The sequence below is a fragment of the Methanosarcina sp. 2.H.A.1B.4 genome, from assembly GCF_000979385.1.
Lineage (GTDB): Archaea > Halobacteriota > Methanosarcinia > Methanosarcinales > Methanosarcinaceae > Methanosarcina.
This window is the reverse complement of the sequence record NZ_JJOV01000004.1, coordinates 1-25,868: the sequence shown is the minus strand read 5'-3', so window position 1 is coordinate 25,868 and position 25,868 is coordinate 1. Positions and strand designations below refer to the sequence as shown.

Below are 25,868 nucleotides of genomic sequence, written 5' to 3'. Positions count from 1 at the left end.
AATCTTTTTGAGCTTTAACAAATCAGAGTAGACCGTAACTATAAGTGAATCTAAACTGAAAATAAGCCTAAAAAATAGAATTAATTTAAAATGAAGTAGCAGGTAAGAGATTAGAAATAAAAATGGATAAAGCAGAAGATAAGGAATAAAAAACAGCTGAAATCATAAGAAACATGAAACTTAAAAAACTGAAAATTGGCGGGACAGAGCTTCCCGGAAACCTTCTCCTTGCACCTATGGCAGATGTAACAAATCTGGCTTTCAGACTGCTTTGCAGGCAGTACGGAGCTGACCTGACGTACACAGAGATGATCAATGTAAATGCCCTGCTCAATGAAAGCAGGAAATCTTTTATTAGAGGGCTGAGTTCTCCTGAAGACAGGCCCTTCGGGGTTCAGCTTGTGGGAGGCTGCCCTGAGAAACTGAGGGAAGCTGCACTTATTATTGAAGAGGCATACAGTCCTGAAGTTATAGACATTAACATGGGCTGCCCCGCAAGATGCATCACAGGAGCTGGCTGCGGCTCAGCTCTCCTCAATTCTCCGGAACTTATCTATGCAATAATCTCAGAGCTTACAGATGCCCTGAAGACACCTGTCAGCGCAAAGATCCGCCTCCTTGGGAGAGAGGAAAAAACTCTTGAAATTGCCCGCCTGATAGAAAAAGCAGGGGCTTCGGCCCTGACCGTGCACGGCAGAACAGCAACACAGATGTACTCAGGCAGCTCGAACCTTATAGAAATAAAGGCCGTCAAAAATGAGCTTTCGATTCCCGTTATTGCAAACGGGGACATAAGGGATGAGGAGTCGGCAGAAAGAACTCTGGAACTGACAGGCTGTGACGGGCTTATGATAGGTCGCGCAGCAATGGGAAACCCTTTTATTTTCAGAAGGATCAGGCACTACCTGGAAACCGGTGAAAAACTTGAAGCGAATGAGCAGTCCCGGCAACTGGAGGATTTTGAAAAATATATTGCCCTCCTTGAGGAACACAACCTGCTCTCATCCATAAACCTCAGGACGCACGCACACTGGTTTACCAAAGGACTGCCCGGCTCGCGGCAGGTCAGGGAAAAAATGAATGGTTTGACGGATGGAAAGGCCATAACTGAACTGATGAGAAGTTCCTGCCAGAAAAAATATTAAAAGATCTTATCTTTTTAGAAATGAACATTGTTTACAACAGTATTAGTAAAAAACATGGTTAGGAGACATGTTAACCGGTGAAAAATAATAATAAAACATCTAAAAAATAATTAGGAGTTAGAAGTATATATAAACAATTTTTCGACTTTCACCGAAAAACTAATAATAATCTACACAATTATCCATGAACTATCAGGCACAAAACGGCGTAAACATATAATTGAAAATATATTACACTCGAGATACCTATGATCCATTAATTATGAATACTTTCAGGTTAACAATTTGCCGTCCAAAGTTTCGAATTACTGCAAATCTGCTTTTGCATATTGCAGTGGTGCCTGAAGAAAAAAACCAGATACGGACCCGTACAAGGGTAGGTACGGAGTTCCTAATCTGACAAGAATTAATAGAGATTAACATCAGGTTAACTCGATTAACAGCAGTGTGCCGACAACTAAATTATAAGGTGCCATACAGACTGCCGAAAACAACGAAAAATATTAGAAAAACATTAAATTAAAACCGCGTTTAGAAGGAGAATCCAGATGAAGGAAATCAGAATACACGGTCGAGGAGGCCAGGGTTCTGTTACTGCGGCTGAAATGATCTCCATTGCAGCTTTTGAAGACGGAAAATTCAGCCAGGCCTTCCCCGCTTTTGGGGTAGAGCGCAGAGGTGCCCCGGTGCAGGCATTCACCAGAATCAGTGATAGTCCTATCAGGCTCCGAAGCCAGATCTACGCCCCGGATTACGTTATTGTCCAGGATGCCACTCTGCTTGAAACCGTTGATGTTGCAAGCGGGATAAAAGATGATGGAGTCATCATAGTAAACACCACCGAAAAGCCGGAGAGCCTGAAACTTGACACAAAAGCCAGGGTTATGACCGTGGACGCCACAAAGGTGGCAATGGACATCATAGGCCTCCCTATTGTGAACACTGTCCTCCTGGGAGCTTTTGCAGGCGCGACCGGAGAGATCAATGTGGAATCCATTAAGAAAGCCGTAAGGGACCGCTTTTCCGGCAAAGTAGCCGAAAAGAACTCACAGGCTATCCAGAAAGCCTATGAGCTTATCAGGAGGAGAGAAGCATGAAGATCCCAATAGGAGGAGTTTGTGAACCGGGATCAACCCTGGTAAACAAAACCGGAGGCTGGAGAAACTTCCGTCCCGTATATATTTACGAAAAATGTACCAAATGCGGAATCTGCGAGATTGTGTGCCCTGACATGTCAATCCATCTCAAAGAAGACGGCTTTTTCGAATACAACTACGACTACTGCAAGGGATGCGGCATCTGCGCAAATGAATGCCCTGCAGATGCAATTGAAATGATTCTGGAGGAGAAATAATGCCGCTCAATTCAGCTGACAAGGCCAAAATGGTCGTCGTGGAAGGCTCCTACGCAGTTGCCCATGCAGCAAAGGTCTCCCGTCCAAATGTGATTTCCGCTTATCCTATCACCCCTCAGACCCATATCGTTGAGGACTTATCTCAGTTTATAGCAGACGGGGAAATCCCGAACTGTGAATACATCAACGTGGAATCCGAATTCTCGGCAATTTCTGCCCTTGTGGGAGCAGCAGCTGTCGGAGCAAGGACATATTCCGCAACCACCTCCCAGGGGCTTTTGCTCATGCACGAGGTACTCTTCAACGCCGCAGGAATGAGGATGCCCATCATCATGACCGTGGCAAACAGAGCAGTCAGCGCCCCGATCAATATCTGGAACGATCACCAGGATGCAATTTCCCAGAGGGATACTGGCTGGCTCCAGCTCTATGCCGAGGATGTCCAGGAAGCAGCAGACATGATCCCTCAGATCTTCAAGATCGCAGAGGACAAAGATGTGCTCCTGCCGGGCATGGCCTGTATGGACGGGTTTATCCTCTCCCACGTCTACGAACCCGTGGTGCTGCTTGAGCAGGACCTTACCGACGAGTTCCTGCCCAAATATGAGCCGGAATATGTGCTTGACCCCAAAAACCCGATGACCTTCGGAGCCTTTGCAGACCCCTCGACTTACACCGAATTCAGATACCTGCAGGAAAAGGCAATGCAGGCGGCCCTTCCGAAGATCGAGGCTGTTTCCAAGGAATTCGCAGAGATCTTTGGCAGGGATCACGGAGGCCTTATCGACGGTTACCAGCTTGAAGATGCTGAAGTTGTAATCATGGCCATGGGCTCCCTTGTGGGCACCCTCAAGGATGTAGTTGACGAGTACAGGGCAAAGGGCGAGAAGATCGGTATCCTGAAAGTCAGGTCCTTCAGGCCCTTCCCGAAGATGCAGATAAGAAAGGCACTGGCAAAAGCCAATGTTGTGGTCGTGCTCGACAAGAACATCTCCCTCGGAACCAACGAAGGTGCCCTCTTTACCGAGACCAAGGGCTGCATGTACAACAGCAGGTGCGATATCCCGATTATCGGCTACACCTTAAACCATGGCGGCCGAGATGTACGCATGGAGCTTGTCAGCAAGATCATAGAAGAAGCCAAGAAAGTCGCAAAGGACGGAATTACGGTTGAAAGCCAGTTTGCTGATGTCAGGGAGGAATTGCTATGAGTAAACCCGCACCAAAAACCTACCTTGCTCCGGGACACAGGGGCTGTGCAGGCTGCTGTGACGCCCTTGCCGCAAAGTTCATGCTTATGGGCGCAGGCTCGGACTGCATCATCATTAACCCAACAGGCTGCCTGGAAGTTATGACTACACCCTTCCCGGAATCTGCCTGGCAGGTCCCGTGGATACACTCCCTCTTCGAAAACGGAGGCGCAGTGGCATCAGGTGTCGAGGCAGCTCTTAAGGCCCTCGGCAGGAAAGGAAACACCAAGGTCATCGGAGTCGGCGGCGACGGCTCGACAATGGACATAGGGATTCGGTCCCTTTCAGGCGCTTTTGAGCGGGGCCACGACCTCACCTACGTCTGTGTAGACAACGAAGCCTACATGAACACCGGGATCCAGAGAAGCTCCGGAACCCCCTTCGACGCTTCCACAACGACAAGCCCTGCAGGCAAAGTCTCCTTTGGAAACCAGCGCCCGAAGAAGGACATGCCCGCTATCATGGTAGCCCACGGTTCTCCGTACGTGGCCACAACCTCAATCGGATTCCCGCGGGACATGATCAGGAAAGTCAAGAAAGCCACCGAAACTGTGGGCCCGACCTACATCCACGCCCACGCTCCCTGTCCAACTGGCTGGGGTTTTGACGGCTCCAAGACCATCGAACTTGCAAAACTCGCAGTCGAAACCTGCCTCTGGCCGATGTACGAAATGGAAAACGGCGAGATCACCCAGGTCAGAAAAGTCAAGGACCCAAGGCCTGTCGAGGAATACCTCAGAGCCCAGAAGCGGTTCAAACACCTCTTCACCATGGAAGGCGGAGACAAAGAAATCGCAAAGATCCAGGCCGCTGCAGACTGGAACATAAAACACTACGGACTTCAGTAAAAACTGAAGTTCTACTTTTTTATTTTACTTTTATTTTTTTTATTGAGTTTTTTTAATCTTTTTGATTTTTTAGATCATCAGGGTATGATTTCTGGATGTTACTTTTTTGATTCGACCCCCCTTTAATCATCCCAAGTTTAGTCAAGAATGATTATTTAAAAGGAAACGTTCGTCTTTTTTTCAGGTTTTTTGCCTTATAAGGGGAGAGATATTGCTGAGCTGTGTCAAAATTTTAAAAACTAAAATCATAAACATCATTTGAAAAAAAATTGATTTTTTCCTCCATGACAATGTGAATTAAATAAAGATTAGATAAAGAGTTTTTAAGATCGAAAAAAAGAAACATTCAAAAAAAATAGAATGGAAAAAACATTTAAAAGCTCTTAAAAAGCAAAAATAAAGCTTTAAAATCCTAAAAAACAGACTAAATTATATCAAATATTTTAGATCTAAAATTATATATTACAAGGTATCTTATAATTAATATTGTCATTAGTATTGTACAATAAAATACAATAAGTCTGACGATTAAAGATTCAATGGGAAGGGAAAAAAGAATAAGAAATTAGAATTTGTTTAACTTTGGTTTTACTGTTCAAAAAAATGATTTTCTAAACTTATTTAGTCTCAACATTATTTCCAAAATTTATTCAATAAGGAGTGAGGAATTAAAAACTGGTGTTTGTCCAGCTTAGATTATCTTTTCGACAAATGTTGATTTTTTTGAGATTAATTCTAAATATAGATTCAAATTTTGAGAAGAAAATCTGGAAGTGAATAAATGAGAAAGAATATTACAAGCTTTGTGGGGATGACCATGCTATCCATCAACCATTGGATGAGAAAAAACAGGATATATTCGCTCTTTTCGCTGATGTTTTCAGTGATGCTGATCATGTCCAATGCGGCACCATTTATGCAAGTCGCATCGGCAACCGCATCCTCCGACCAACTGGAAACCGAATCTGACAGTGAAACAGCACCTATAAAAGTAACTTCGGCTTGCGAACCCGGTCCGGCATATAGAATAGAAAAGTGCATTACAGACGTAAATTGCGGTGGATCGAAAGCCAGTGTAAAAAAGGCAGGAGATATCATAACCTACCGGATAACAGTGACTAACACCGGAGATGTCGACCTGACAAATGTAACTGTCACAGACAAGTTAATTGAAACTCTAACAGGGCCAACAAAGTCAAAGGATGCCGATGGAGTTCTGGATGCAGGAGAGATATGGACATATACCGGCAGCTACACGGTAACGCAGGAAGACATAGACACCAACGGGGGATGTGATGGATACATCGATAACGTCGCAATGGTAGACTGTGATCAGCTGGAGCCAAAATGTGACAGTGCCAGGGTACTGATAGAAGCATCCACAGGAGATGATTCGACAGGAGATGATTCAACAGGAGATGATTCAACAGGAGATGATTCGACTGGAGATGATTCAACAGGAGATGATTCGACAGAAGGGAACCCGGATTATTTTATATACAAATCAATAATCGGAGCTGATGAAGCCGGAGATAGTATAGTCAACAAAGCTGGAGACATAATAGAATATCAGATAATGGTGAAGAATGAAGGCAGCGCGAACCTAACAGGAGTTTCAGTAAGTGACCCGATGATTACATTGACAGGGCCGACTGGAGACGATGTTGACTCAGGAGTGTTGAATCCGGGAGAGACATGGAAATTCTTCGGAAACTATACGTTAACCCAGGACGATATTAACAGTAACGGTGGTGGGGACGGATTTATCGAAAATACGGCAATAGTAAGTTGCAACGAAATTCCTGATGAAAGCAGCAGTGTACAACAACTGATCGTCCTTAGCTCAGCCGATAGTGATAGCAGTGGTGATACTCGTAGCGCCCACCACAGTAATGGTGGCACTGGTCACGCCCGTATCATCTCTAAACCTACCAAAAACGTTGAAGTGAACGAAACTACATGGAAAGAAACTGACACTGAAACGCAGCTTGGACCTGATATTAAAAACTTTGAACAAAACACTGAAAGTGCCGAAGCAGATGTTGAAAAGGAACCAGAGCAGGAAAGCGCAGGTATACCTGGGTTTGAAATCGTTTATGGTGCAGTCGGACTACTTGCTGCAATATTCCTGTATAGAAGGAAGTAAAAACAAAGCGAATCAGATAAAAAAGCATTAAAAGAGAACTAGGCTTAGAAAAAAATTAGATGAGGGAATTAAGCCTTCATCTAATTGTACATTTTTATTCTCGGCTCAAGAAAAGATATGCAAGAAATGTGCTGTCTGTTTTGGTCCATTTCAAAGAGCAGCAAGCGAGGAAAAACGAGGGATTGTTAGAGGCGTTAGAGGCGTTAAACCGTTAAAAAACAAAGACATATAACTACTTTCGAAACTAACTAAACCTAAAAAAGATTTATACATCGAATGGTATAGGCATCTGTTTTGTAATGCCGTTTTTTAAGCACCATTTTTCAAAGATTCCGTTTTGTGCCGTTTTTAAGGGATATCGTTTTTCAGGATATCGTTTTTCAAGACACCGTTTTTTAGGATATCGTTTTTCAAGACACCGTTTTTTAGGATATCGTTTTTCAAGATACCGTTTTTTAGGATATCGTTTTTCAAGACACCGTTTTTTAGGATATCGTTTTTCAAGACACCGTTTTTTAGGATATCGTTTTTTCACAGATGCCTTGTACGCCAAATATCTTTTCCTAAATATAAGACTACGGATGTACTGAAAATTGGATATAAGTCTCCAGAGGTACTGTAAATTAATCAGAAAGTATGAAACTAAAATCAAAAACAGAAGAGCTTGTGTATATTTTTCAAAATTTTTAAGTGGATCTTAGCTCCTTAAAAAGATTTAGATTTAGATCAATTTTAAATTTACAAAGCATGGATTTTACAAAGCTCAGGTTTGTAAAACCTATCTTTTACAAAATTTTAGACGTTGGCAAAAAGAGAAGAAGTGTAGAAGTGAAATTGAATCGAAAAAAAATAGAAAAAAGTAAGCTGCCTGAGGATTAAATGTCAACTAAGGGCAGCTGCCTTCTAAGGTCTGGCAAATAACCTTCTCTGTGAAGGGCAATCTTATAATCACTTATTGCTCTGCATACCCTGTGTGTATATTTTATGCAGTCGGTACCAACTTCACCTTTAAACAGCAGCTTTTCTGTCTTTTCTATGAATTCCGGATAGGTAAATAACAGTTCTTCTTTGGTGTGCAGGAAAAGAGCTGTAAAGTCCCTGTGGATACCCATGCTTCTTTTAAGCAGCTCAACGTTGAGGTGACCCTCAGAGAGGTAGCTGTTGAATTTCACAAACGTATAAAAGTCTGCGATGTTCTGATTTAAGGAGTTTAGGATTGAATATAGCACATTATCGGTTTCCGGAAGGAGGATATCCGGAAGATTGAGGTTTTCGCCATCAAATGTTTCGTTTTCTTCAATATTTTGATCCCGGGTTGTTTCACGGTCCATTTTATCACCCTGGTATGACGTTTATATTTAAGGGTTTATATTTTAATAGGTGGATCTGGCTATTTCCGCTTTATAGCAACGGAACCAGTCTTTTACCTTTTAGAGGTGGCTTTCGGATACACCTGCTGGCTTGTTATGGAGGTGGCATAAGTTTATCAGTTGAAGTGCATCCAAGTACTATATGCCCTGTGCAGGCTGCCTTAACCTGCTACAAGTGCATCGCTTCCCCACTAGAAGCGGCTTTGTGGCATTTCACATGGAGCTTTGGACTCCGTTTTTGAATTCCATTTTGGACTCCGTTTTTCCATTACCAATTAACTCCAGAGATGCTGATCTTGCAGTTCTGATCCTGAAGTCGTATAAAATAAACTTGATTTAACAATTAGGCTTCTTGCATTTTACCATATATAAAATTATGTCTTAATAAAACTAACGAAATATAATTTTATAGTTGGTTGCAGTTAGTTCTGCGAAAAGAAAGTTGGAAAGTGCAGAATATACTGAAAGATGATAGAATATATATCTGAGCCTCATGCCCGAGTCCTGTACATTAGAATTAATCTCAGAAAAAATTTATTTTTGAACCTTAATTTATTTTTGAACCTTAATTTATTTTTGAACTTTTAGTGAACAGTCAGACATGTTCACTAAATACACTTATAATAGAGGTGCCGACAAGTTCAAAAAACCTTTAAAAAACAACGGCATGTTTTCAGCTCTTCGAAACATGCCTGCTCTCGAGTATATCCATCCCGAAAGCTACAAACCCATATACAAAGCTCAGTACAAGAATAATAGTGGCTCCCGATGGAACATCCAGAGCATATGAAAGGCCTATTCCGGTAACACTGATCACGATCCCGAAGACAATGGAGATAAGCATCATCCGCTTCAGGTTATTGGTGAATTTGCGGCTCAGAGTAGCAGGAATGGTCAGAAGGGCGATCACAAGGATAATTCCCACGACTTTGATAAGGACAACAATTGTAAGGGCAATAATACAGAGCAGGAGAAGGTAGAGCTTTTCGGTAGGGACACCCTGTACAGTTGTGAACTCTTCGTCAAAGCATAAAGAGAGAAATTCCTTATAGAACAGATAGACCGCACCCACTATGACGATATCAAGAACCAGCATCAGGTATAGGTCAAGCCGGGGAACCGTAAGGATATTTCCAAAGAGGTAGGTCATCAGGTCAGGGGCATATCCGGGAGTAAGATAGACAAAAATAACTCCCAGAGCCATTCCAAGAGACCAGAGAATGCCTATTGCACTGTCTTCCGGGATTTTAGATTTCTTGCTTACGATGCCCATGACAAGAGCGGAAAGCAAGCTGAAAGGAAGAACTCCGAACATGGGGTTTATCCCTAAATAATAACCAAGCCCGACCCCTCCGAAAGAGGCATGGGCAATCCCACCGCTGATGAAGACGATCTTTTTGACGACAACGTAGGCGCCTATGATTCCGCAGGCAACGCTTGCAAGAATTGCGGCTATAAGGGCGTTCTGTATAAAAGTATATTGCAGAAGATCAAACATTTTTTATTTCTCCTTGAGAGACTTTTTTCGAACCCAATCTTGATCTTCAGGAACTCCCTTTGTGCCTTTCCAGCACTCTGTGGGGCACTCCATGAGCAATTAGTTCGACAGGGCACTGGTAGGTGGCTTCCAGGTCCTCAACCGAGATTTCTCTTGAGTTATGGTAGTGAAGCGTGCGGTTCAGGCAGGCTATCCTGTCCACATAGACAGAAACTGCACTGAGGTCATGTGTGACCATAATGACTGCCATTTCCTGCTTGAGCCTGTCCAGGAGTCGGTAGAGTTCATCCTGCATGTGAGGATCAAGCCCGGTATTGGGTTCGTCAAGAAGCAGGAGTTTAGGGTTCGTTGCAAGAGCACGGGCAATAAAAACCCTCTGCCGCTGCCCACCCGAGAGCTGGCCTATCTGCCGGTCCTTAAGGTCGAACATTTCCACTGTTTTCAGAGCCTCTTCAGCAGCCTTTTTGTCCTCGTCACTGTACTTTTTCAGAAAACCCGTATGGCTCATCCTGCCTGTCAGGACGACTTCCCAGACACTGATCGGAAAATCAAAGTCAAAACCTTTGTACTGAGGGACATACCCTACAAGGTCTCTGCTTTTTTCCGGAGGCTTCCCAAAGAGTTTCACGCTGCCTTTATAGGGCTTCAAAAGCCCAAGGAGCACTTTGAGAAATGTGGTCTTTCCCCCACCATTGGGTCCAATAATCCCAAGCAACCCATTGGGCTCTTTTAATTCCAGACTTACGGCCTCAAGGATTGTCTGGTTTCCGTAGCGGACCCAGACATCCTCTAGCTCTATAACCTTCTCCATTACCCTTCCTTCAGACTATCGTTTTTATCTTATCCCGAATTATGTTCTTTTTATATTTAGCTATAGAACCTGAATACTGATTTTACACAAGGTTTCTGGCAAAGACATCGGACACGTTGTCCATGTTTGCAATGTAATCCTTTGCAAGAGGGTCAACAGCCACAACTTCGCCGCCAATTTCTTGGGCTACAACTTCCGCACTCCGCGGGCTGAACTGAGACTGGACAAAGATAACCTTGACCTTCTTTTCCTTTGCAAGATCTATGAGCTTCGCGAGATCCCGCGCACTCGGCTCTTTTCCTTCAACCTCAACAGGAATCATAGTAAGCCCGTAATCTGCGGCAAAATATCCCCAGGATGGATGATAAACCATGAAATTTCTTTCCTCGCTTCCTTCCAGCTTTTCCCGAATCCTCGCATCCAGAGCATCCAGCTCTTCAAGGTAAGCATCTCTATTTTGAGTATAGTAAGCTTTGTTTTCAGGGTCTAGTTCCACAAGGCCTTCATAAATATCTTCGACCATCATTTTTGCGTTTGCAGGAGATGTCCAGATGTGGGGATCCAGTCCTTCATGATCCTCATCGCTTTCTTCTTTGTTCCCGGCTTCAAGCTCTTCATCATGTTTCTCAAGCTCTCTCAGTTCGAGCCCTTTGGAGCAATTTACAATCAGAGTGCCACTATTCATGGTCTCGAATTTGTCAATCCAGACTTTCTCAAAGGGCATACCAACCCCGACTGTCACTAACATGCTGGCTTTGCTAATTTCCTGGACTTCCCTTGGAGAAAGTTCATAGGTATGAGGATCTGCTCCGGGAGGGATAATGACAACGGTTTTTACTTTATCTCCTCCGACTTTTTCTACAAATTCAGCCAGGGGAACAACACTTACGGCAACTGTTGTGGGCTCGTCCGTTCCTGACATTTCAGTTTCCTGTTCTTTAGTCTTATTATCTCCGGAATCGCCGGCATCTGTACACCCACTGATAAAAATGCTCAGACCAACAATCAAAAGTACTAATATAGGTATGATTTTTAATTTCATAATTGAGCTCCTGTTTTTTCACTTTCATTTTTACTTCATTGCTTCAATCAGTTTCATTTCTGGAAGGGACTGATATAAGACTGAAATAAGACTGAAATAAGGATGAAATAAGGATGAAATAAGGATGAAATAAGGATGAAATAAGGATGAAATAAGGATGAAATAAGGATGAAATAAGGATGAAATAAGGATGAAATAAGGATGAAATAAGGAAGATAAATTTGGGATATACCCAATAATTTAACTCATATACAAGATTTCTTGGGGTTAACCCAACTTTATCTCAAAACCGGATCAAAGGCTTTATTCAACTCCCCATTCATGCTGGCAATTAATGACAATGCTCCTCATGAAAGCATTTCTCGTGGCTTATTTCTCCGCATACACCGACCATCGGATGACCCATTGAGTTGCAGATTTTGTTTACCGCATCCCTGGAAACAAAAGCTTCAAAGCGAGAAACCTCAGCACATGCATCCTCTGTCGAAAGGCCGTAATGAGTAAAGAGAAGACTCAAAATCCTGTGTCTCCGGACAAGAAATTCTGCATATGCCTTTCCCATTTCTGTCAGATCCACACCCCTGTATGGAACATGGTTCAGGTAGCCAGCAGTTGCAAGTTCAGTTAAGGTCTTGCTTATTGTTGAAGGGTCGACCTGCAGGCAGGAGGAAATTTCAGTAGTTTTTACAGTGCCTCTTTTTTCAAAAATAAACTTGAGGTAATCTGCCTTTCTCGGAGAGAGCTCAAGGCCCGTAAAATCAGGATAATTTTGCTCATTCATATAGATAAATATAAAAAACTGGTATTTATTGTTTGTCATGTACCAAATTACAAATATATATTTGTAGTATATCAAACTTAGAGCTCACCGGAATATACCTCCGGTAAAAAATGAAAGGCATTAAAATCGAAGGAATTAGGTTCCAGTATAAAAAACCGGCAAGTATGAAAAACTCAGTAAGTATAAAAAACATAAAAAATATGAAAGAACCGGCAAGAATAGAAATCTAGCAGGTATGAAACTAGCGAAACTAGCAGGTATGAGAAAATTCAGTAGAAGAAAACATACACGCCGGAAACCAGCAGGAAACTTACCACGCCCATCAGAGCGCCCCCGAGAGTATTTGCCCTGAAAACCTCGGAGGGTTCAAGTTCTGCCAGTTCTCCGAAAATCCAGAAGAATGGATCATTGACATGCGAAATCACGAAAGTACCTGACGCCATTGCAAGGATCAGAATCTCCGCAGGAAGCCCAAGTTCCGGAACCAGAGGAAGCAAAAGGGATGGCGCAACAAGCATTGTTACAACCCTTGACCCCTGCACGGTTTGAAGGGCTGCTGCAACAAGAAAAGGAACAAGGATGTGAGGAAGGTTAATCTGCAGGAAAAACCTGCCAAGGGCTTCTCCTGCTCCTGTCATGGCAAGAGTTGCACCAAGAGCTCCTCCCCCACACAGGTCAAGAAGGACAACACCACTTCTCCTTACGGCTTTTTCAACCAGGGTCCTGACCATTTCCAACCCCAGCGCCCGGCTGGAAAAAATGGAGAGAAGAACTCCTATAAGGAGGGCAACATTTGGGTTTCCCAGAAAAGAAAACAGAAGAGGGGGATGCTCAAAGCCAGCCTGGAAAAGGATAAGAAGCAAAGGAAGAAAGATTGGTGCATAAGCTTCAAGCCTGCCTGACTTTCCAGTATCTCTTCCCTGCACTCCATCTTTCCTTTGTACTCCATCTTTCCTTTGTACTCCATCTTTCCTTTGTACTCCATCTTTTCTCTGCACTTCGATACCTTTTTCCTGCATTACTCCTGTCTTCTTCTTTTGTGGAGTTTCTGTAATTTCTGTAAATTCTGGTTGAGCTTGTCCCTGATTATCGTGTTCGGAAACTCTGGCGGTTTCAGTCTTCCCCAATCTTCTGGCGTAGAGATAACCTGCAGTAGAAGTAGGAACAGCGATAAAAAATCCCAGAAGAATGAGTGAGTCCGTATTTGCTGAAAGTTCTTCTGCTGCCGAAATAATTACAGGGGAAGGATATACCAGATTAAATGAGGCAACAGCCCCGAGTGCAAGTGCAGTTGCAGTGGAAATGGGGGGGTAATTAAGCTTGGTAGCCAACTCTTTTGCTATCGGAATAAAGATGACATAGGCAAGGATATAGCACATCATTGGCACGGAAAAAAGAAAACCAAGAATGTTCAGGGCAAGCAGGGGATTTCTGGAAAAACGCATAATGTCAGAAGCTATTAAAGACATTCCACCACTCTTCTGGAGCAGAAGTCCGATGATACTACCACTGGTGATAATGATAGCAAAACGGGAAAAAACATTACCAAGTCCCTTCGTTACCGCTTCAACTGCCCCCATAGGTTCTCCTGCAAGCACTCCTATGAAAAGAGATACAAAGACAAGGCTAAGGAAAGGGTGAAGCCTGAGTTTTGCTGTAAGAAGCAGTATGGCTATAAGGGCGAAAAGGAAAATAAGGACAGGGTGCATATTCGTTGAAATTTATTCTGAAGCTATAAATCACTTCTGAAATCATAAAATTCTTCTGAAATCATAAAATTCTTCTGAAATCATAAAATTCTTCTGAAATCATAAAATTCTTCTGAAATCATAAACAAGGAATTATCGACAATAGATAGTATTCATCAGTCAGATCTTAAGGATAAATTTTTAAATATCCCCTTCAGGAAATTGCTCAAAAGAATGAGAGGAAGAGGAAGAAGAAAGCTGGCTGAGTTCGTCAATTTCCTCTTCTCCAAGTACCCTTGCAAGGTTCAGGAGGATAAGAAGCCTGTTCCCTTTTTTCCCGACTCCGATCAGATATTCTGCATTAATTTTCGATTTAATCATATCTGGAGTCGGTTCAACAGAAGTAATAGGCAGTTTCAACACCCCACTTACGGAGTTTACAAGCATTCCTATAATTGTATCCCTGACTTCCACTATAATAATTCTGGACAGACTGTCCCTTTCTTTGGAGCTGAAACCAAGGCGCCTGTTGAGATCTATTACTACGATAATTTTTCCTCGCAGGTTAATTAGTCCCTTTATACATTCCGGCGCCTGAGGAACGCGAGTGATTTTTGAAACCGGGATGATCTCGGAGACCTGCATGATATTGACTCCGAATTCTTCTCCTGACAGTTCAAAAACCACTAACTGAAGCGATTCTTCTGGAAGTGTAGGATCTTCCTTTATTGCTGTTTCCTCAAACATTTTAATCCCTCAGGCCAATTTAAGGATTTTAACCCTCTATATTTAGCCAACCGTATTTAGCTAACCGTACTTTAGTCAGCAATATTTAGCCAGCCGTATTTAGTCAGCAATATTTAGCCAGCCGTATTTAGTCAGCAATATTTAGTCAGCAATATTCTCGGGCTCTCCTTTTGAATTGCCAAGCCTGAATTTTTCAGTGGCTTTTTTCATATTTTCCCCAAGCAAAGAGAGATCATTCGCCATGCTGGCAAGCTCAGACATTGAGGCACTCTGTTCTTCAAGAGCTGCGGCAGTTTCCTGGGTGCCTGCAGCGGACTGCTCCGATATAGAGGATATATCTTCCAGTGTAGAGGTAATTTCTTCAATGGATGCGGACTGTTCTTCTGTAGCAGCTGCAACGTCTTCTATCATATTTGTGATTTCATTGATTGTGGAGACGATTCCGGTAACCATCTCAACCTCTTCACTAACCGATACTGAGCCGTTCTTCACATTCTTTTTACTTGCTTCTATGCTTTCCACTGTATCACTGATACTCTCCCGGATCTCATCAATCAGCCTGGAAATATTTTTGGCTGCGCTTCCGGATTCTTCGGCAAGTTTACGGACTTCATCGGCTACAACAGAGAATCCTCTGCCGTGTTCGCCTGCCCTTGCAGCTTCAATTGCGGCATTCAGTGCAAGCATATTGGTCTGGTCTGCAATTCTGGTTATCAGCGTTATGATCTCATTGATCTGCTGAGACTTGGAGTCAAGTTCCTTGATAACAACTTCAGTTTCATCAACAGAAGAACTGATAAGATTCATCTTAAACAGGACATCTCTGGAAACGTTTCCGATATTACGAACGGTATCATTCACCAGATTTGTACTTTTAGAAACTTTCTGGGTGTTATCCGCAACTTCCTGGATATTGTGGGTCATATCCTGCATTGCATGAGTTATATCAACAATTTTTGTACTCTGCATCTCTGCCCCGTTAGAGATTTCAGCTGCGGTTTCTGAAATTCTCCTTGATGCAGATGCCACTTCTTCGGAAGAGGCAGATATTTCTTCCGAAAGTGTGGCAAGGCGCAGTGAACCTCCCTGAATTTCTTTAATCAAGCTGCGCAGGTTTTCAACCATTGCTTTAAAAGCCTCTGAAAGCTGGAAGATCTCGCTTCTCGAGGAACCTTTAATATCAACATCAAGATCTCCTCCAGAGATCCTGTCAGCAGCTTCAAGCAATTCGTAGATAGGCTTTCTGTAGATGTTCAAAATCACAAAAACAAGGAAAGCACCAATAAGCATTGAAAGAAAAGTGACCAGAAATATCTTATTTATAGAGTTCACGATCAGTGTATCCAGTTTTACTTTCTGGTCAGCACTGGCAGCTGTAGCTACTTCTCCAACCTGCGCAGCTATATCTGTCATATTTGCCTCTTCGATCGCTTTTCTTTCTTCCAGAGCTTTAAACCGCTCGAAATCATCCTGGAAATTTTCCGCACTTGTAAGTATTTCCTTTCCTGCAGCAATATTTTCCGGCCTTTCCATTCGTCCGTTCAAGTCTGTAGAAAGTTCAATAATCTCTTCCATAAAAGTATCAAACTTATCTGCATATTGCTGATCAGGACTCATAGCATAATTTCGATACTCGTTTCTGGCTTTCATTGTCAATACAATGATCCTCTGAGCGCTCTCGGCGTTGGAGAACTTTTTCTCGAGAGTTTCATTTGAATAGCCCTTCTCGAACTCTTCTCTGTACTGAGTCATCTGATTTTTAGAAAGCTCATCTGCGTTTTTTAGTAGAGTTTCACTATATATTGTCAGATTGTCTCTCACATATGCCTGTTCGTCATCTGCTTCAACATATCTGTCAAAAGCTTCCCTGAAATCGCTGGAAGCTGCAAGAACTAAATCCATCCGGTCGCGGTTCGCAGGATCAATATAGCCTATGTATATTTCTTTGGATATCGCTGCCTGTGTGGGCACAAGGTTAAGATGGGAATAAACTTCTTCTTTGTAAGCAGGATCGCCGTGAATAATGTAGCTTTCCTCTGCTTGCAGGGCGCCCTGCATATTATTCATGATAAAAGTCATATTCTGGATAGCACGGCTCTTCTCCTCGACTTCGTTCATGCCTTGATAACCCGTATAACCTACAAAAAAGATCAAAACGAGGAGAAGGGCAAATCCTATCACCACATGCCCCATCTTTGTGCTTTTGTACATCTTTTTCACCCGTGATTCCAGCTTCTTCGCCTTTGCGCCCTTTCTCTCCTGCAACCGAACTATAAAGGTCTTTATCCAGATTTCCCAACTAGTGCTCAATATAGATTATTTAAGAATTCATAAATTTCCTGATTCTTGAAAAGAGTAAGAACCTCAAATAATAGGAGAATTGGAGGTTCGGCATTCATCAAGAATACTCCTTCTGGAGATATTACTCAGGAAAATTCAGTGAAGAACTCGTTACTGTAAGGAACTCTTTGACCTGCGATCCAAAAATATCAAAATTTATGGGTTTGGAAAGGACAGCATGACATCCGGCTTTTAGGAATTCCTGTTCACTTTCAGGATCACAATGTCCTGTGACAGCAACCACTTTTATGCTTCGTGTATCAGGGTTGCATTTTATCCGTTGAAGCAGTTCAAGTCCATGCATCTTTGGAAGTTCCATATCCATCAGTACAAGATCAACTTTGACCTTACTGAGAACTTCCAGTGCTTCAAAGCCGTTTTTTGCCTTCTTCGGATCATATCCGCATGATTTCAGAAGGTCAGCTTCAATGACAAGGTTAAGCAGGTTATCCTCAACGATCAGGATTTCAGGCATTTGATCAACTCCTGTGCTTGCTTAAGAATTCTCTGAACGATATCCTTCCTCTGAACGATATCCTTCTTACAGAGATGCTATTCTTACAGAGATATCGTTCTTATAGGGGGTTATTTTGTGAAACGAATTTTACTGGTGGGAACAGATAAACGGCTTAATTATATGGAATATTTTATCCTCACTTATCTTAGAAAAAATTCTATTAAATACCCTGATAAATTTTCTATCGCAAGCAAATTTCCATTATATATTACATTTCTGAACATAATTTGTAAGATTTGAAGGCAAATCGGTTGGAATTTGCAGGCTGGCACTCAAACACTTACAACTAAATTTTAACACCAAATAAGTGGATTTCAGTGACAAAAAGAAGACATTCAGTTCCCAGTGTTGATCCTTTACATAACGATATAGCAGATAGCAGTAAATTCCCCGACTTAATAAAGATAGTATGAATTCCCGTAGAATATAAAGTTATTTATTAATATTTATACCACTGTTTTAATATATAAAGTGAGGATGAAAACATTTTATATTATATTGATGTGTCTCCAGGAAAAGTTGATTCTACGCATGGTATGAAAACAAGCACCTTCAACCCTGTAGAAGTTATTCTATGCAGTAACAGACCCTGATAAATTTAAATAGGATTTTTAAAACTTAACAAACTTTTAGAAACTTTTTGTTAACATGCAACCATTCCAAAATAGAGACGGGTTTAAAGCTAGATAATTTGCGAAAGATAATTAAAAAAGTTTAATATAGCACGTCTCGCATATATTTTTTCATATTAACAAGAAAGACTTACGTTAGCAAAAAAACTTGCGTTAATCAATTGCGTTAACCTTATGTGTACTCTGACAAAAGTTATTTGATTAATAGCTTCAATCGGAATCCTTCAGTTGACTGCTTCAATAGGAATCCTTCAGTTGACTGCTTCAATAGGAATCCTTCAGTTGACTGCTTCAATAGAATTCATTATTATTCTGAAACTCTGAGTATTCTCAAAAATGAAATTAAGTGGTCAGATAACTTCAGGGTGGTTCCAAATATACAATCGAACAAATATCGTCACATAAGACATTGTCATAAAGATATTGTCACTCACTTAATAAAAAATAAAAGAAGGCAAATAGATGGCAAGAGTAATGATCGTGGACGATGCCGAATTTATGCGGATGGTAATCAGAGACATTCTTTTAAAGCACGGACACGAGGTGGTTGCTGAGGTAGGTGATGGAGAAGAAGCAATTCAGACATACCTAGAGGTAAAACCTGACCTTGTGCTAATGGACATAATAATGCCAGATATGGATGGGAAAGAGGCATTGCAAAAACTTCTTTTAATGGACCCTGATGCAAAAGTGGTAATGTGCTCTTCTCTTGGGCAGCAGGCTCTGATAACGGAATCTATTAAAATAGGTGCCATGGGTTTCATAGTAAAACCTTTTGAGCCAGATGGCATGCTGGATGTAATCAAAAAAATTGCTGAGCCAAATTAACTGAAGAGCATTAAGTTAAGCATCCGATTCTAATTACATATCTGAATTTTAGATTAATTTTAGATTAATTTTAGATTAAATATCTAATTTATGGATTAAGCATTCAATTACCGGATTAAGTATTCAATTATTGGATTAAACAGTTAGTTTTTAGATTACGTAACTGAGTTCTGGATCAAGACAGAGTGAATCGAAATACTTGAGTTAAATAAAAACGAATTTTAAATAAACCGATTCAACAAAAAAGTGCTTGAGATGACTATCCGCGCACTCATAGTAGATGATTCTGCTTTAATTCGCAAGGTTCTTTCCGATATTCTCAAAGAAGACCCGAAGATAAGGGTTATCGGAACGGCAGTCAACGGAAATGACGGTCTTGAAAAAATCAAGAAACTTAGGCCCGATGTAGTACTTCTGGACAATGTAATGCCTGTTCTTGACGGTCTTAAGACTCTTTCCCGTATCATGAAAGAATATCCGACTCCAGTAATAATAGTGTCAGCTCTGGGGGAAAAAGCTGAAGAGATTACCCTTACAGCTTTTGAGTACGGAGCAGTGGATGTAATCGAAAAGCCCTCAGGTGTTCTCAGTCAGAGCATGCCTGAAATGGCAGAGGAAATTTGCAGGAAAGTCAGGACAGCTACAAAAGCTAACCTTAAAAACCTGGAGTGCATGCGAGATTTAGAACCCTGGAATCCGGAAAAAGGGGAGAAGAAAGGAGAAAAGAAAGGGGAAAAGAAAGAGGAGAAGAAAGAGGAGAAGAAAGGGGAGAAGAAAGAGGAGAAGAAAGATAACAGGCTCCGGGAGAAAGTAACCTCTGTGAGAAATATACTGGCGATAGGTGCGTCCACAGGAGGTCCACGGGCCCTGGAAAAACTTATAGGCTCACTTCCCGCTGAGATTCCAGCTGCAGTTCTTGTAGTACAGCACATGCCCCCGGGTTTTACAGCATCTCTTTCAAAAAGGCTTGATGAAAAGTCAGCTCTCAGGGTAAAAGAGGCACAGGAAGGGGATAGAGTAGAGGAAGGAACTGTGCTTATAGCCCCGGGTAATTATCATATGGAAATTGTACGAAATAAAGTAAACGGCCTTGAAGAAGAAGTAGTACATTTATCTTGCAGCCCTAAAGAACTGGGGTCCAGACCTTCAGTAAATGTCCTTTTCAGATCAGTTGCACCGGTTTATGGATCCAGAGTTATTTCCCTTGTCCTTACAGGAATGAACTGCGATGGAGCAGATGGAGCTGAAGAGATTAAAAAAATGGGGGGCAAAGTAATCGCAGAAGCCCGGAGTTCATGTGTGGTATACGGAATGCCCGGAGAAATAGTAAGGCGAAACCTGGCAGACCTCGTGCTCCCTCTGGACAGAATGGCTGAAGAAATTATCAGAATCGTAGAATGAAGTTAAAAATAGAATATCTTTTATTTACCGCAAGATTAGCCTGAAAAAGCGAATTAACCGGAAAAGTAAAAAGTAAAAATAAGACAAAAAACAAAGGAAAAAAGATAACGAGAGAGTAAAGAGAAAGTAAAGAGAAAGTAAAGAGAAAGTAAAGAGAAAGTAAAGAGAGATAAAAAATTTAAAACATTTCGGAAATCCGGGTACCTCTCAGGACTATAAAAGGCAGGGAAAATCATGGATATGTCAAAATATATAGGCATTTTCAGATCGGAATCTGAGAAAAATATAAAAGAGATCAGTGATTCCCTGCTGGAGCTCGAACAGGACCCTGAAAATATGGAGCAGATGAATGTAATGTTCCGTGCAGCCCATACTTTCAAAGGCATGGCTGCGACCATGGGGTTCAAGCAGATTGTCGAACTAACACATGAAATGGAAAGCCTTATTGACAGGTTCCGTACGGGAAGGCTAACCCTTGATTCTTCTTTAATTGATATCATCTTCGAATGTCTGGATGCTCTGGAGGGACTTGTTGAAAATGTATGCAAGGGCATGGAAAGTAAAACCGTAGAGAGAAAAAACGATAGAAGTGAAGGTAATAAGTATTATCCTGATGCAGTAGAAGTCCTGAAAACTCTCAGGAATATAAATAATTCCTCAAAAGAAGTTCTCCCTCTAAAAAGTGAATTCGAGTCCTTTTCTGCAGACAAAAAGATAGAGGAAAAAATAGAGGAAAAAGTAGAGGAAAAAGAAGAAAGAGAAGAAGAAAGAGAAGAAGAAAAGAAACTCGAAAGTATAAATGAGGAACTAAAAGAAAAGAAAAGCTTTACTTACTCTGGACTGGATTTCAAAGTAAAAAATATGCAAAACTCAAGAATACAGGATTCAAAGATACAGGATTCAAAGATACAGGATTCAAAGATACTGGATTCAAAGATGCGGGATTCAAAGATACAGGATTCAAAGATACAGGATTCAAAGATACAGAATTCAAAGATACAGGATTCAAAGACACGGGTTACAAGGATACAGAGTTCAAGGATCAGCACGGAACAGTTAGATAAACTGATGAATCTTGTTGGTGAGCTCGTAATCAATCGAAGCAGGGTAAAAGAGCTTACGGGGGAATCGAAATCAAAGGATCTGGAGCTTGCACTTTCCGATTTTCAGAAGTTAACCAGGGAGCTTCAGGAAGAAGTGTTAGAGATCAGAATGATTCCTCTGGATCATATAACCAATATTTTTCCTAGAATGATAAGGGATCTTGCAAGGGCGCAAAATAAAAAAATTAACTTTATAATAAAAGGAAAAGAAATCAAGCTCGATAGAGCTATTATGGAAGAAATCGGAGACCCTCTGGTGCACCTGTTAAGAAACGCAGTGGACCATGGAATAGAAATTCCCGAGGAACGTGGGGAGCTTGGGAAAGAGGAAAGCGGCACTATAATGATTACAGCTTCAAAGCAGCAAAATTATGTTCTTATCAAAATAGAAGATAATGGAAGAGGAATAAGCACAGAAGAAATCCGGAAAGCTGCGTTGGAAAAAGGACTCATTTCAAGGGGGGAAGCTGAACAGCTTTCGGAAAGAGAAGCAATACAGCTAATTTTTGCACCGGGACTCAGTACTGCCAGCGCAGTCACAGATCTTTCAGGCAGAGGAATTGGAATGGATGTTGTAAAGAACCGGATTGAACGTCTGGGAGGGTCCGTAAAAGTAGAGTCAAACCCCGGATCCGGCTCGAAGTTCGAACTGAGGCTGCCCATAACAATCGCTCTTTATCAGGCTATGCTTGTAAAGGTCGGGGTGGAAAGATATGCGATTCCTTTCACCAGCATAATAAAAAGTATCTCAGTCAGGAAAGAAGAAGTCCGGCATATTAGGGGTGAAGAGGTTATTGTGATAGACGAAAAAGCGCTCCCTCTCCTGAGATTGCGTAAGTTGTTTCAATTGCCTGCTGTCCAGAAAGAAGAAAGTCTGATCATTGTTATAGTGGAAAAAGCCGGACGATATATAGGACTCGTTGTAGATTCACTGCTTGGAAAGCAGGAAGTGATTATAAAAAATTTTAAAAGCAGGCTGCTGGAAAAAACCCGGGGATTTGCAGGAGCAACAATTATGGGAGACGGGAGTGTCATTTTAATTCTTGATGTTAACTCCATAATCTGAAATCTTAATTCAAGGGACTAATAATGCCAGTAATAATCTTCAGCAAACGCCAGTAATAATCTTCAGCAGAGAAATTACAGGTGAAAAAGGAGTAAAAGGAAGTAAAAATGGGATAAAAATGAATGAAGAATAAAGGTGGAATAAACGTAAGTGAGGAAGGAATAAAAGGAAGAAAAAATGGGATAAAAGGAAATGAGGAGAGATTAAAAGGAAGTAAAAATGGGATAAAAGGAAATGAAGAGAGAGTAGAAGGAAGTAAAGATGGAATAAAAGCAAGTCGAGAAGCAGTAAAAGCAAGTCGAGAAGCAGTAAAAGTAAACGGAGAGAGAAGACAGATAGTTGAAGATAAAATAAAGGCGAGCAGAAATCTCGAGGAAGACCCGGGATTTGAACTATTAAAAAAAGTGATTACGGAAAGTACTGGTTTTAACTGTGAGCAATATAAAGAAGCCCATTTCAGGCGTAGAATTAACGTTCGGGTCAGAGCTACCAATTCAGAGAATTACGAAGAATACCTCAGGCTGCTGAAAAAGAACTCAGCAGAACATGAGAATCTCATTAAAACCCTTACCATAAACGTCAGTGAGTTTTTCCGAAACCCGGAAACCTTTGGAGTAATTGAAAAAGAAGTTATTCCCTTTCTGATAAAATCCAAATCAGATTCACTTGTAAAATCAATCCGTATCTGGAGTGCAGGCTGTGCAACAGGAGAAGAGGCCTATTCTCTTGCTATTTTGCTGCATAGAGTTCTTGGAAGAGACTTCGAGAAGTATAGAATAAGCATTATAGGTACTGATATTGACAATTTCAGCCTTGAAAAGGCCCGAAAAGGGGTTTACCGTGAAAATGTGCTTAAAAATGTGGATGCCAGTATAATAAAAAGCTATTTCGTACAGCAGGGGGAGACATACCAGGTTTCCAACCAGTTAAGAAGTATGATACGTTTTCAACGCCAGGATATGATATCAGAATCCTGTACAAACCATTTTGACCTTATAATCTGCCGAAACGTCATGATATACTTTAAAAAAGAAATTCAGGAACATTTGCAGCTTAATTTTCATAATGCATTGAACAGAGGAGGGTTCTTTGTGATAGGAAAAGCAGAAACACTGCTGGGAACCGCCTCAAACCGTTTTAAGCCTTACAATGCAAGAGAACGACTGTATATAAAAGAAACTTAGAATAATTAAAGAGATCTAAAAGACCTGAAAGACCTGAAAGACCTGAAAGACCTGAAAGACCTGAAAGACCTGAAGAGAATTAAAGGGGACATTCATGGAAAAGATAAGAAGCTTGAGCGAATTTGAATACGGAGCACTGAAAGAGATAGGAAACATAGGGATCGGAAACTCAGCTGTTTCTCTTTCCAGACTCGTAAACAGTCTTGTCTGTACCAGAGTTCTCGATACGAAGTTTGGATTAATCGAAAATATACCGAAAATAGCAGGCTTTTCAGAGTTACCGGTACTAGGTACATTAATGCGTATCAAAGATGATCTCAATGGTTATATCCTTGTCTTTTTTCCTGAAAACAGTGCAAGAAGTCTCTGCCTGACCCTCTCAGGTGAAGAAGAAAAAAGGGACCTGACAAATCCTATGAACCTGTCTTTAATTGAAGAAGTTAGCCATATCCTGGCAGGAACCTACATAACTTCCCTTGCGAAATTTTTGAAACTCAATCTTTCTATTTCAACACCTTACGCAGCATATGATATGTCTGACTCCATTTTCAATTCAGCAGTTACAGAGATGAGCTGCATAGCAGATTTTGCACTTATACTTGATGCAGAGTTCCTCATAAAAGAAAATAAAATTAACGGAAATATATTGACTTTACTTGATCCGGAATCTCTGAACCATCTATTAAAAAAAATTAATTCAATGATTGATCAAACACCCTGTACCGAATATGAACCATCAAATTATGAAAAATTATGAGCAAATCATCAGGAGGTTTTTACAGATTGGCCTATTCAGGCATAGTTATGGTGGGTATAGGGGACTGCGCAATAGTTAGAAGCCCTGTAAAAATTAAAACCTCCGGACTGGGTTCCTGCCTGGGAATAACCCTCTATGACAGGCAGGAAAAAATAGGAGGCCTTCTTCATACCATGCTTCCGAATATAAAAGAAGCAAGGATAAAGGATAATCCCGCCAAATTTACAGACGCAGGAATAGAGTACCTGGTGGACGAAATAATAAAAAAAGGTGGTTCCAGAAAAAAACTTGAAGCAAAAATTGTCGGGGGAGCAAGCATGTTCGAAAACTCACACATGAATATAGGTGAGAGAAACATAAAGAGTGCGAAAGAAACCCTGACAAAATTGGGAGTGTCAATCATAGCTGAAGATATAGGGAAAAACTATGGACGTACAATAATATTTGATACCTTTACTGGCGACCTCCTCATAAAGACAGTTCTCAGAGGGGATAAAGTAATATGAGAATAAGAAAGACCTTAGAAGGACCTTAAAAACTAATAAAAACTAATAAAAACTAATAAAAATTAATAAAAATTAATAAAAACTAATAAAAACTAATAAAAACCAATAAAAATCCTTAAAAACCAATAAAAATCCTTAAAAATACCTTCTTTTTTAAAATTTTCTTTACAATTTATTTATGGTTTATCTGGCAGAACGTATTTCCTAATTCTATTTTCTGATTCATCCTAACATAATACTCAACTTTTTTTAAGTTCTTTTCTTTGAAAAATTATATATTTGATATAAATATTATAATAGACATTCATTAGCTAATCGATTAAACCGATTAAACCGATTAATTAAACCATCGAAAATAAAAGTACCATAAAACTTTAAGTGTATGCCTGAGATTAAGTAACGCTGCGATTATGTGACTTTTTCTGTACGGCATAAACAATCCAACTGAGCATGAACAACCAGCATAGCAGAAACAATTCGAACACAGCACGAACACAGCATAAATAGTTCAAAAATATCTAAAGCAGGCTAAAAGAAAATAATGCATTATGCTGGACTGTGCTGGATTAAGAATATGCTAAAACATGCTAATTTGTAGCAGATTTCAAGCACAAATGTCAAGCCTGGATATTATAATAATTAATAATGAAAAGTAAACTAGGGGATTTTCATGGAAATCAATGGAGTAGAAATTGAAGATACATATGCAGAAGCGTTTCCGATCAAGATTTCAAGGGTGCTCATAACAGCAGTCACAAAGCGCTGGGCACAGGTAGCAGCCACTGAAGCCACCGGCTTCGGGACATCAGTTATAACTGTCTCTTATACACATCTGACGCTGCCGACGAATAGAG

Annotated in this window: 21 protein-coding genes and 3 pseudogenes; 15 read left to right on the top strand and 9 right to left on the bottom strand. The window is 41.0% G+C overall.

Going from position 1 to position 25,868, the window contains the following annotated elements:
• The first annotated feature begins 173 nt into the window (after window positions 1-173).
• The 6 genes from dusB (at window position 174) to EO92_RS01030 (ending at window position 6,743) form a co-directional block, all read left to right on the top strand.
• The gene (gene dusB / locus EO92_RS01055; protein ID WP_048168772.1) at window positions 174-1,145 is read left to right on the top strand and encodes a tRNA dihydrouridine synthase DusB; all 972 of its coding nucleotides are present in this window, start codon (window positions 174-176) and stop codon (window positions 1,143-1,145) included.
• A gap of 548 nt (window positions 1,146-1,693) precedes the next feature.
• Window positions 1,694-2,242 (top strand): pyruvate ferredoxin oxidoreductase subunit gamma, encoded by a 549-nt coding sequence (locus tag EO92_RS01050; RefSeq protein WP_048138621.1) that lies wholly within the window; start codon window positions 1,694-1,696, stop codon window positions 2,240-2,242.
• Entirely contained in the window at window positions 2,239-2,499 is a 261-nt protein-coding gene (gene porD, locus EO92_RS01045; protein ID WP_048133149.1) for a pyruvate synthase subunit PorD, read from the top strand. The genes EO92_RS01050 and porD overlap by 4 nt, the downstream gene beginning before the upstream one ends.
• On the top strand, window positions 2,499-3,710 hold the full coding sequence (gene porA / locus EO92_RS01040; RefSeq protein ID WP_048168771.1) for a pyruvate synthase subunit PorA: 1,212 nt from the start codon (window positions 2,499-2,501) through the stop codon (window positions 3,708-3,710). Before porD ends, porA begins: the two co-directional genes overlap by 1 nt.
• Window positions 3,707-4,597 (top strand): pyruvate synthase subunit PorB, encoded by an 891-nt coding sequence (gene porB / locus EO92_RS01035; protein ID WP_048168770.1) that lies wholly within the window; start codon window positions 3,707-3,709, stop codon window positions 4,595-4,597. The genes porA and porB overlap by 4 nt, the downstream gene beginning before the upstream one ends.
• Window positions 4,598-5,378: 781 nt before the next feature.
• Window positions 5,379-6,743 (top strand): PGF-CTERM sorting domain-containing protein, encoded by a 1,365-nt coding sequence (locus EO92_RS01030; RefSeq protein ID WP_082107901.1) that lies wholly within the window; start codon window positions 5,379-5,381, stop codon window positions 6,741-6,743.
• 875 nt (window positions 6,744-7,618) lie between these two features.
• Here the strand turns inward: EO92_RS01030 and EO92_RS01020 are convergent.
• From EO92_RS01020 to EO92_RS00980, 9 genes are all read right to left on the bottom strand, one after another.
• Entirely contained in the window at window positions 7,619-8,074 is a 456-nt protein-coding gene (locus tag EO92_RS01020) for a hypothetical protein (protein ID WP_048133162.1), read from the bottom strand.
• A 712-nt stretch (window positions 8,075-8,786) separates the two neighbouring features.
• Window positions 8,787-9,611: a metal ABC transporter permease gene (locus EO92_RS01015; protein ID WP_048168767.1), complete on the bottom strand. Its 825-nt coding sequence runs from the start codon at window positions 9,609-9,611 to the stop codon at window positions 8,787-8,789.
• A 46-nt stretch (window positions 9,612-9,657) separates the two neighbouring features.
• Complete coding sequence (locus EO92_RS01010) at window positions 9,658-10,422, bottom strand: metal ABC transporter ATP-binding protein (protein WP_048135259.1); 765 nt, start codon at window positions 10,420-10,422, stop codon at window positions 9,658-9,660.
• 82 nt (window positions 10,423-10,504) lie between these two features.
• Window positions 10,505-11,464, bottom strand: a complete 960-nt coding sequence (locus tag EO92_RS01005) for a metal ABC transporter solute-binding protein, Zn/Mn family (RefSeq protein WP_048168766.1) — start codon at window positions 11,462-11,464, stop codon at window positions 10,505-10,507.
• 331 nt (window positions 11,465-11,795) lie between these two features.
• The gene (locus tag EO92_RS01000; RefSeq protein WP_048135293.1) at window positions 11,796-12,245 is read right to left on the bottom strand and encodes a metal-dependent transcriptional regulator; all 450 of its coding nucleotides are present in this window, start codon (window positions 12,243-12,245) and stop codon (window positions 11,796-11,798) included.
• A gap of 269 nt (window positions 12,246-12,514) precedes the next feature.
• Window positions 12,515-13,954 carry a GntP family permease gene (locus EO92_RS00995; RefSeq protein WP_048168765.1) on the bottom strand — a complete coding sequence of 480 codons (1,440 nt, stop codon included), beginning with the start codon at window positions 13,952-13,954 and terminating at the stop codon, window positions 12,515-12,517.
• 180 nt (window positions 13,955-14,134) lie between these two features.
• The gene (locus tag EO92_RS00990) at window positions 14,135-14,680 is read right to left on the bottom strand and encodes a chemotaxis protein CheW (protein ID WP_048168764.1); all 546 of its coding nucleotides are present in this window, start codon (window positions 14,678-14,680) and stop codon (window positions 14,135-14,137) included.
• 141 nt (window positions 14,681-14,821) lie between these two features.
• Window positions 14,822-16,891 (bottom strand): methyl-accepting chemotaxis protein, encoded by a 2,070-nt coding sequence (locus EO92_RS00985; RefSeq protein WP_048168805.1) that lies wholly within the window; start codon window positions 16,889-16,891, stop codon window positions 14,822-14,824.
• Between the two features lie 211 nt (window positions 16,892-17,102).
• Entirely contained in the window at window positions 17,103-17,495 is a 393-nt protein-coding gene (locus EO92_RS00980; RefSeq protein ID WP_048135269.1) for a response regulator, read from the bottom strand.
• Between the two features lie 1,136 nt (window positions 17,496-18,631).
• On the opposite strand from EO92_RS00980, the gene EO92_RS00975 reads away from it, so the two are divergent.
• From EO92_RS00975 to EO92_RS00945, 9 genes and pseudogenes are all read left to right on the top strand, one after another.
• Entirely contained in the window at window positions 18,632-18,997 is a 366-nt protein-coding gene (locus tag EO92_RS00975) for a response regulator (RefSeq protein WP_048135272.1), read from the top strand.
• Between the two features lie 255 nt (window positions 18,998-19,252).
• On the top strand, window positions 19,253-20,398 hold the full coding sequence (locus tag EO92_RS00970) for a chemotaxis response regulator protein-glutamate methylesterase (protein WP_048168804.1): 1,146 nt from the start codon (window positions 19,253-19,255) through the stop codon (window positions 20,396-20,398).
• Between the two features lie 234 nt (window positions 20,399-20,632).
• Window positions 20,633-20,911 (top strand): annotated as a pseudogene (locus EO92_RS18905) (Hpt domain-containing protein); the annotation flags it as partial.
• A 410-nt stretch (window positions 20,912-21,321) separates the two neighbouring features.
• A pseudogene (locus tag EO92_RS18900) lies at window positions 21,322-21,462 on the top strand (hypothetical protein); the annotation flags it as partial.
• Window positions 21,395-22,567, top strand: a complete 1,173-nt coding sequence (locus tag EO92_RS18895) for a chemotaxis protein CheA (protein WP_369793103.1) — start codon at window positions 21,395-21,397, stop codon at window positions 22,565-22,567. The pseudogene EO92_RS18900 and the gene EO92_RS18895, both read left to right, overlap by 68 nt.
• Before the next feature lie 122 nt (window positions 22,568-22,689).
• Entirely contained in the window at window positions 22,690-23,751 is a 1,062-nt protein-coding gene (locus EO92_RS00960; RefSeq protein WP_235283110.1) for a protein-glutamate O-methyltransferase CheR, read from the top strand.
• Between the two features lie 94 nt (window positions 23,752-23,845).
• A complete protein-coding gene (locus EO92_RS00955) occupies window positions 23,846-24,508 on the top strand; it encodes a chemotaxis protein CheC (protein WP_048138650.1) in 663 nt (220 codons plus the stop codon).
• A 47-nt stretch (window positions 24,509-24,555) separates the two neighbouring features.
• The gene (locus EO92_RS00950; protein ID WP_369793102.1) at window positions 24,556-25,014 is read left to right on the top strand and encodes a chemotaxis protein CheD; all 459 of its coding nucleotides are present in this window, start codon (window positions 24,556-24,558) and stop codon (window positions 25,012-25,014) included.
• A gap of 670 nt (window positions 25,015-25,684) precedes the next feature.
• A pseudogene (locus EO92_RS00945) lies at window positions 25,685-25,868 on the top strand (hypothetical protein); the annotation flags it as partial.

Excerpts from the sequence above, each read along its gene's own strand:
- dusB (WP_048168772.1), top strand. The coding sequence starts at position 174 with ATGAAACTTAAAAAACTGAAAATTGGCGGGACAGAGCTTCCCGGAAAC.
- EO92_RS01050 (WP_048138621.1), top strand. The coding sequence starts at position 1,694 with ATGAAGGAAATCAGAATACACGGTCGAGGAGGCCAGGGTTCTGTTACT.
- porD (WP_048133149.1), top strand. The coding sequence starts at position 2,239 with ATGAAGATCCCAATAGGAGGAGTTTGTGAACCGGGATCAACCCTGGTA.
- porA (WP_048168771.1), top strand. The coding sequence starts at position 2,499 with ATGCCGCTCAATTCAGCTGACAAGGCCAAAATGGTCGTCGTGGAAGGC.
- porB (WP_048168770.1), top strand. The coding sequence starts at position 3,707 with ATGAGTAAACCCGCACCAAAAACCTACCTTGCTCCGGGACACAGGGGC.
- EO92_RS01030 (WP_082107901.1), top strand. The coding sequence starts at position 5,379 with ATGAGAAAGAATATTACAAGCTTTGTGGGGATGACCATGCTATCCATC.
- EO92_RS01020 (WP_048133162.1), bottom strand. The coding sequence starts at position 8,074 with ATGGACCGTGAAACAACCCGGGATCAAAATATTGAAGAAAACGAAACA.
- EO92_RS01015 (WP_048168767.1), bottom strand. The coding sequence starts at position 9,611 with ATGTTTGATCTTCTGCAATATACTTTTATACAGAACGCCCTTATAGCC.
- EO92_RS01010 (WP_048135259.1), bottom strand. The coding sequence starts at position 10,422 with ATGGAGAAGGTTATAGAGCTAGAGGATGTCTGGGTCCGCTACGGAAAC.
- EO92_RS01005 (WP_048168766.1), bottom strand. The coding sequence starts at position 11,464 with ATGAAATTAAAAATCATACCTATATTAGTACTTTTGATTGTTGGTCTG.
- EO92_RS01000 (WP_048135293.1), bottom strand. The coding sequence starts at position 12,245 with ATGAATGAGCAAAATTATCCTGATTTTACGGGCCTTGAGCTCTCTCCG.
- EO92_RS00995 (WP_048168765.1), bottom strand. The coding sequence starts at position 13,954 with ATGCACCCTGTCCTTATTTTCCTTTTCGCCCTTATAGCCATACTGCTT.
- EO92_RS00990 (WP_048168764.1), bottom strand. The coding sequence starts at position 14,680 with ATGTTTGAGGAAACAGCAATAAAGGAAGATCCTACACTTCCAGAAGAA.
- EO92_RS00985 (WP_048168805.1), bottom strand. The coding sequence starts at position 16,891 with ATGTACAAAAGCACAAAGATGGGGCATGTGGTGATAGGATTTGCCCTT.
- EO92_RS00980 (WP_048135269.1), bottom strand. The coding sequence starts at position 17,495 with ATGCCTGAAATCCTGATCGTTGAGGATAACCTGCTTAACCTTGTCATT.
- EO92_RS00975 (WP_048135272.1), top strand. The coding sequence starts at position 18,632 with ATGGCAAGAGTAATGATCGTGGACGATGCCGAATTTATGCGGATGGTA.
- EO92_RS00970 (WP_048168804.1), top strand. The coding sequence starts at position 19,253 with ATGACTATCCGCGCACTCATAGTAGATGATTCTGCTTTAATTCGCAAG.
- EO92_RS00960 (WP_235283110.1), top strand. The coding sequence starts at position 22,690 with ATGAAGAATAAAGGTGGAATAAACGTAAGTGAGGAAGGAATAAAAGGA.
- EO92_RS00955 (WP_048138650.1), top strand. The coding sequence starts at position 23,846 with ATGGAAAAGATAAGAAGCTTGAGCGAATTTGAATACGGAGCACTGAAA.
- EO92_RS00950 (WP_369793102.1), top strand. The coding sequence starts at position 24,556 with ATGGTGGGTATAGGGGACTGCGCAATAGTTAGAAGCCCTGTAAAAATT.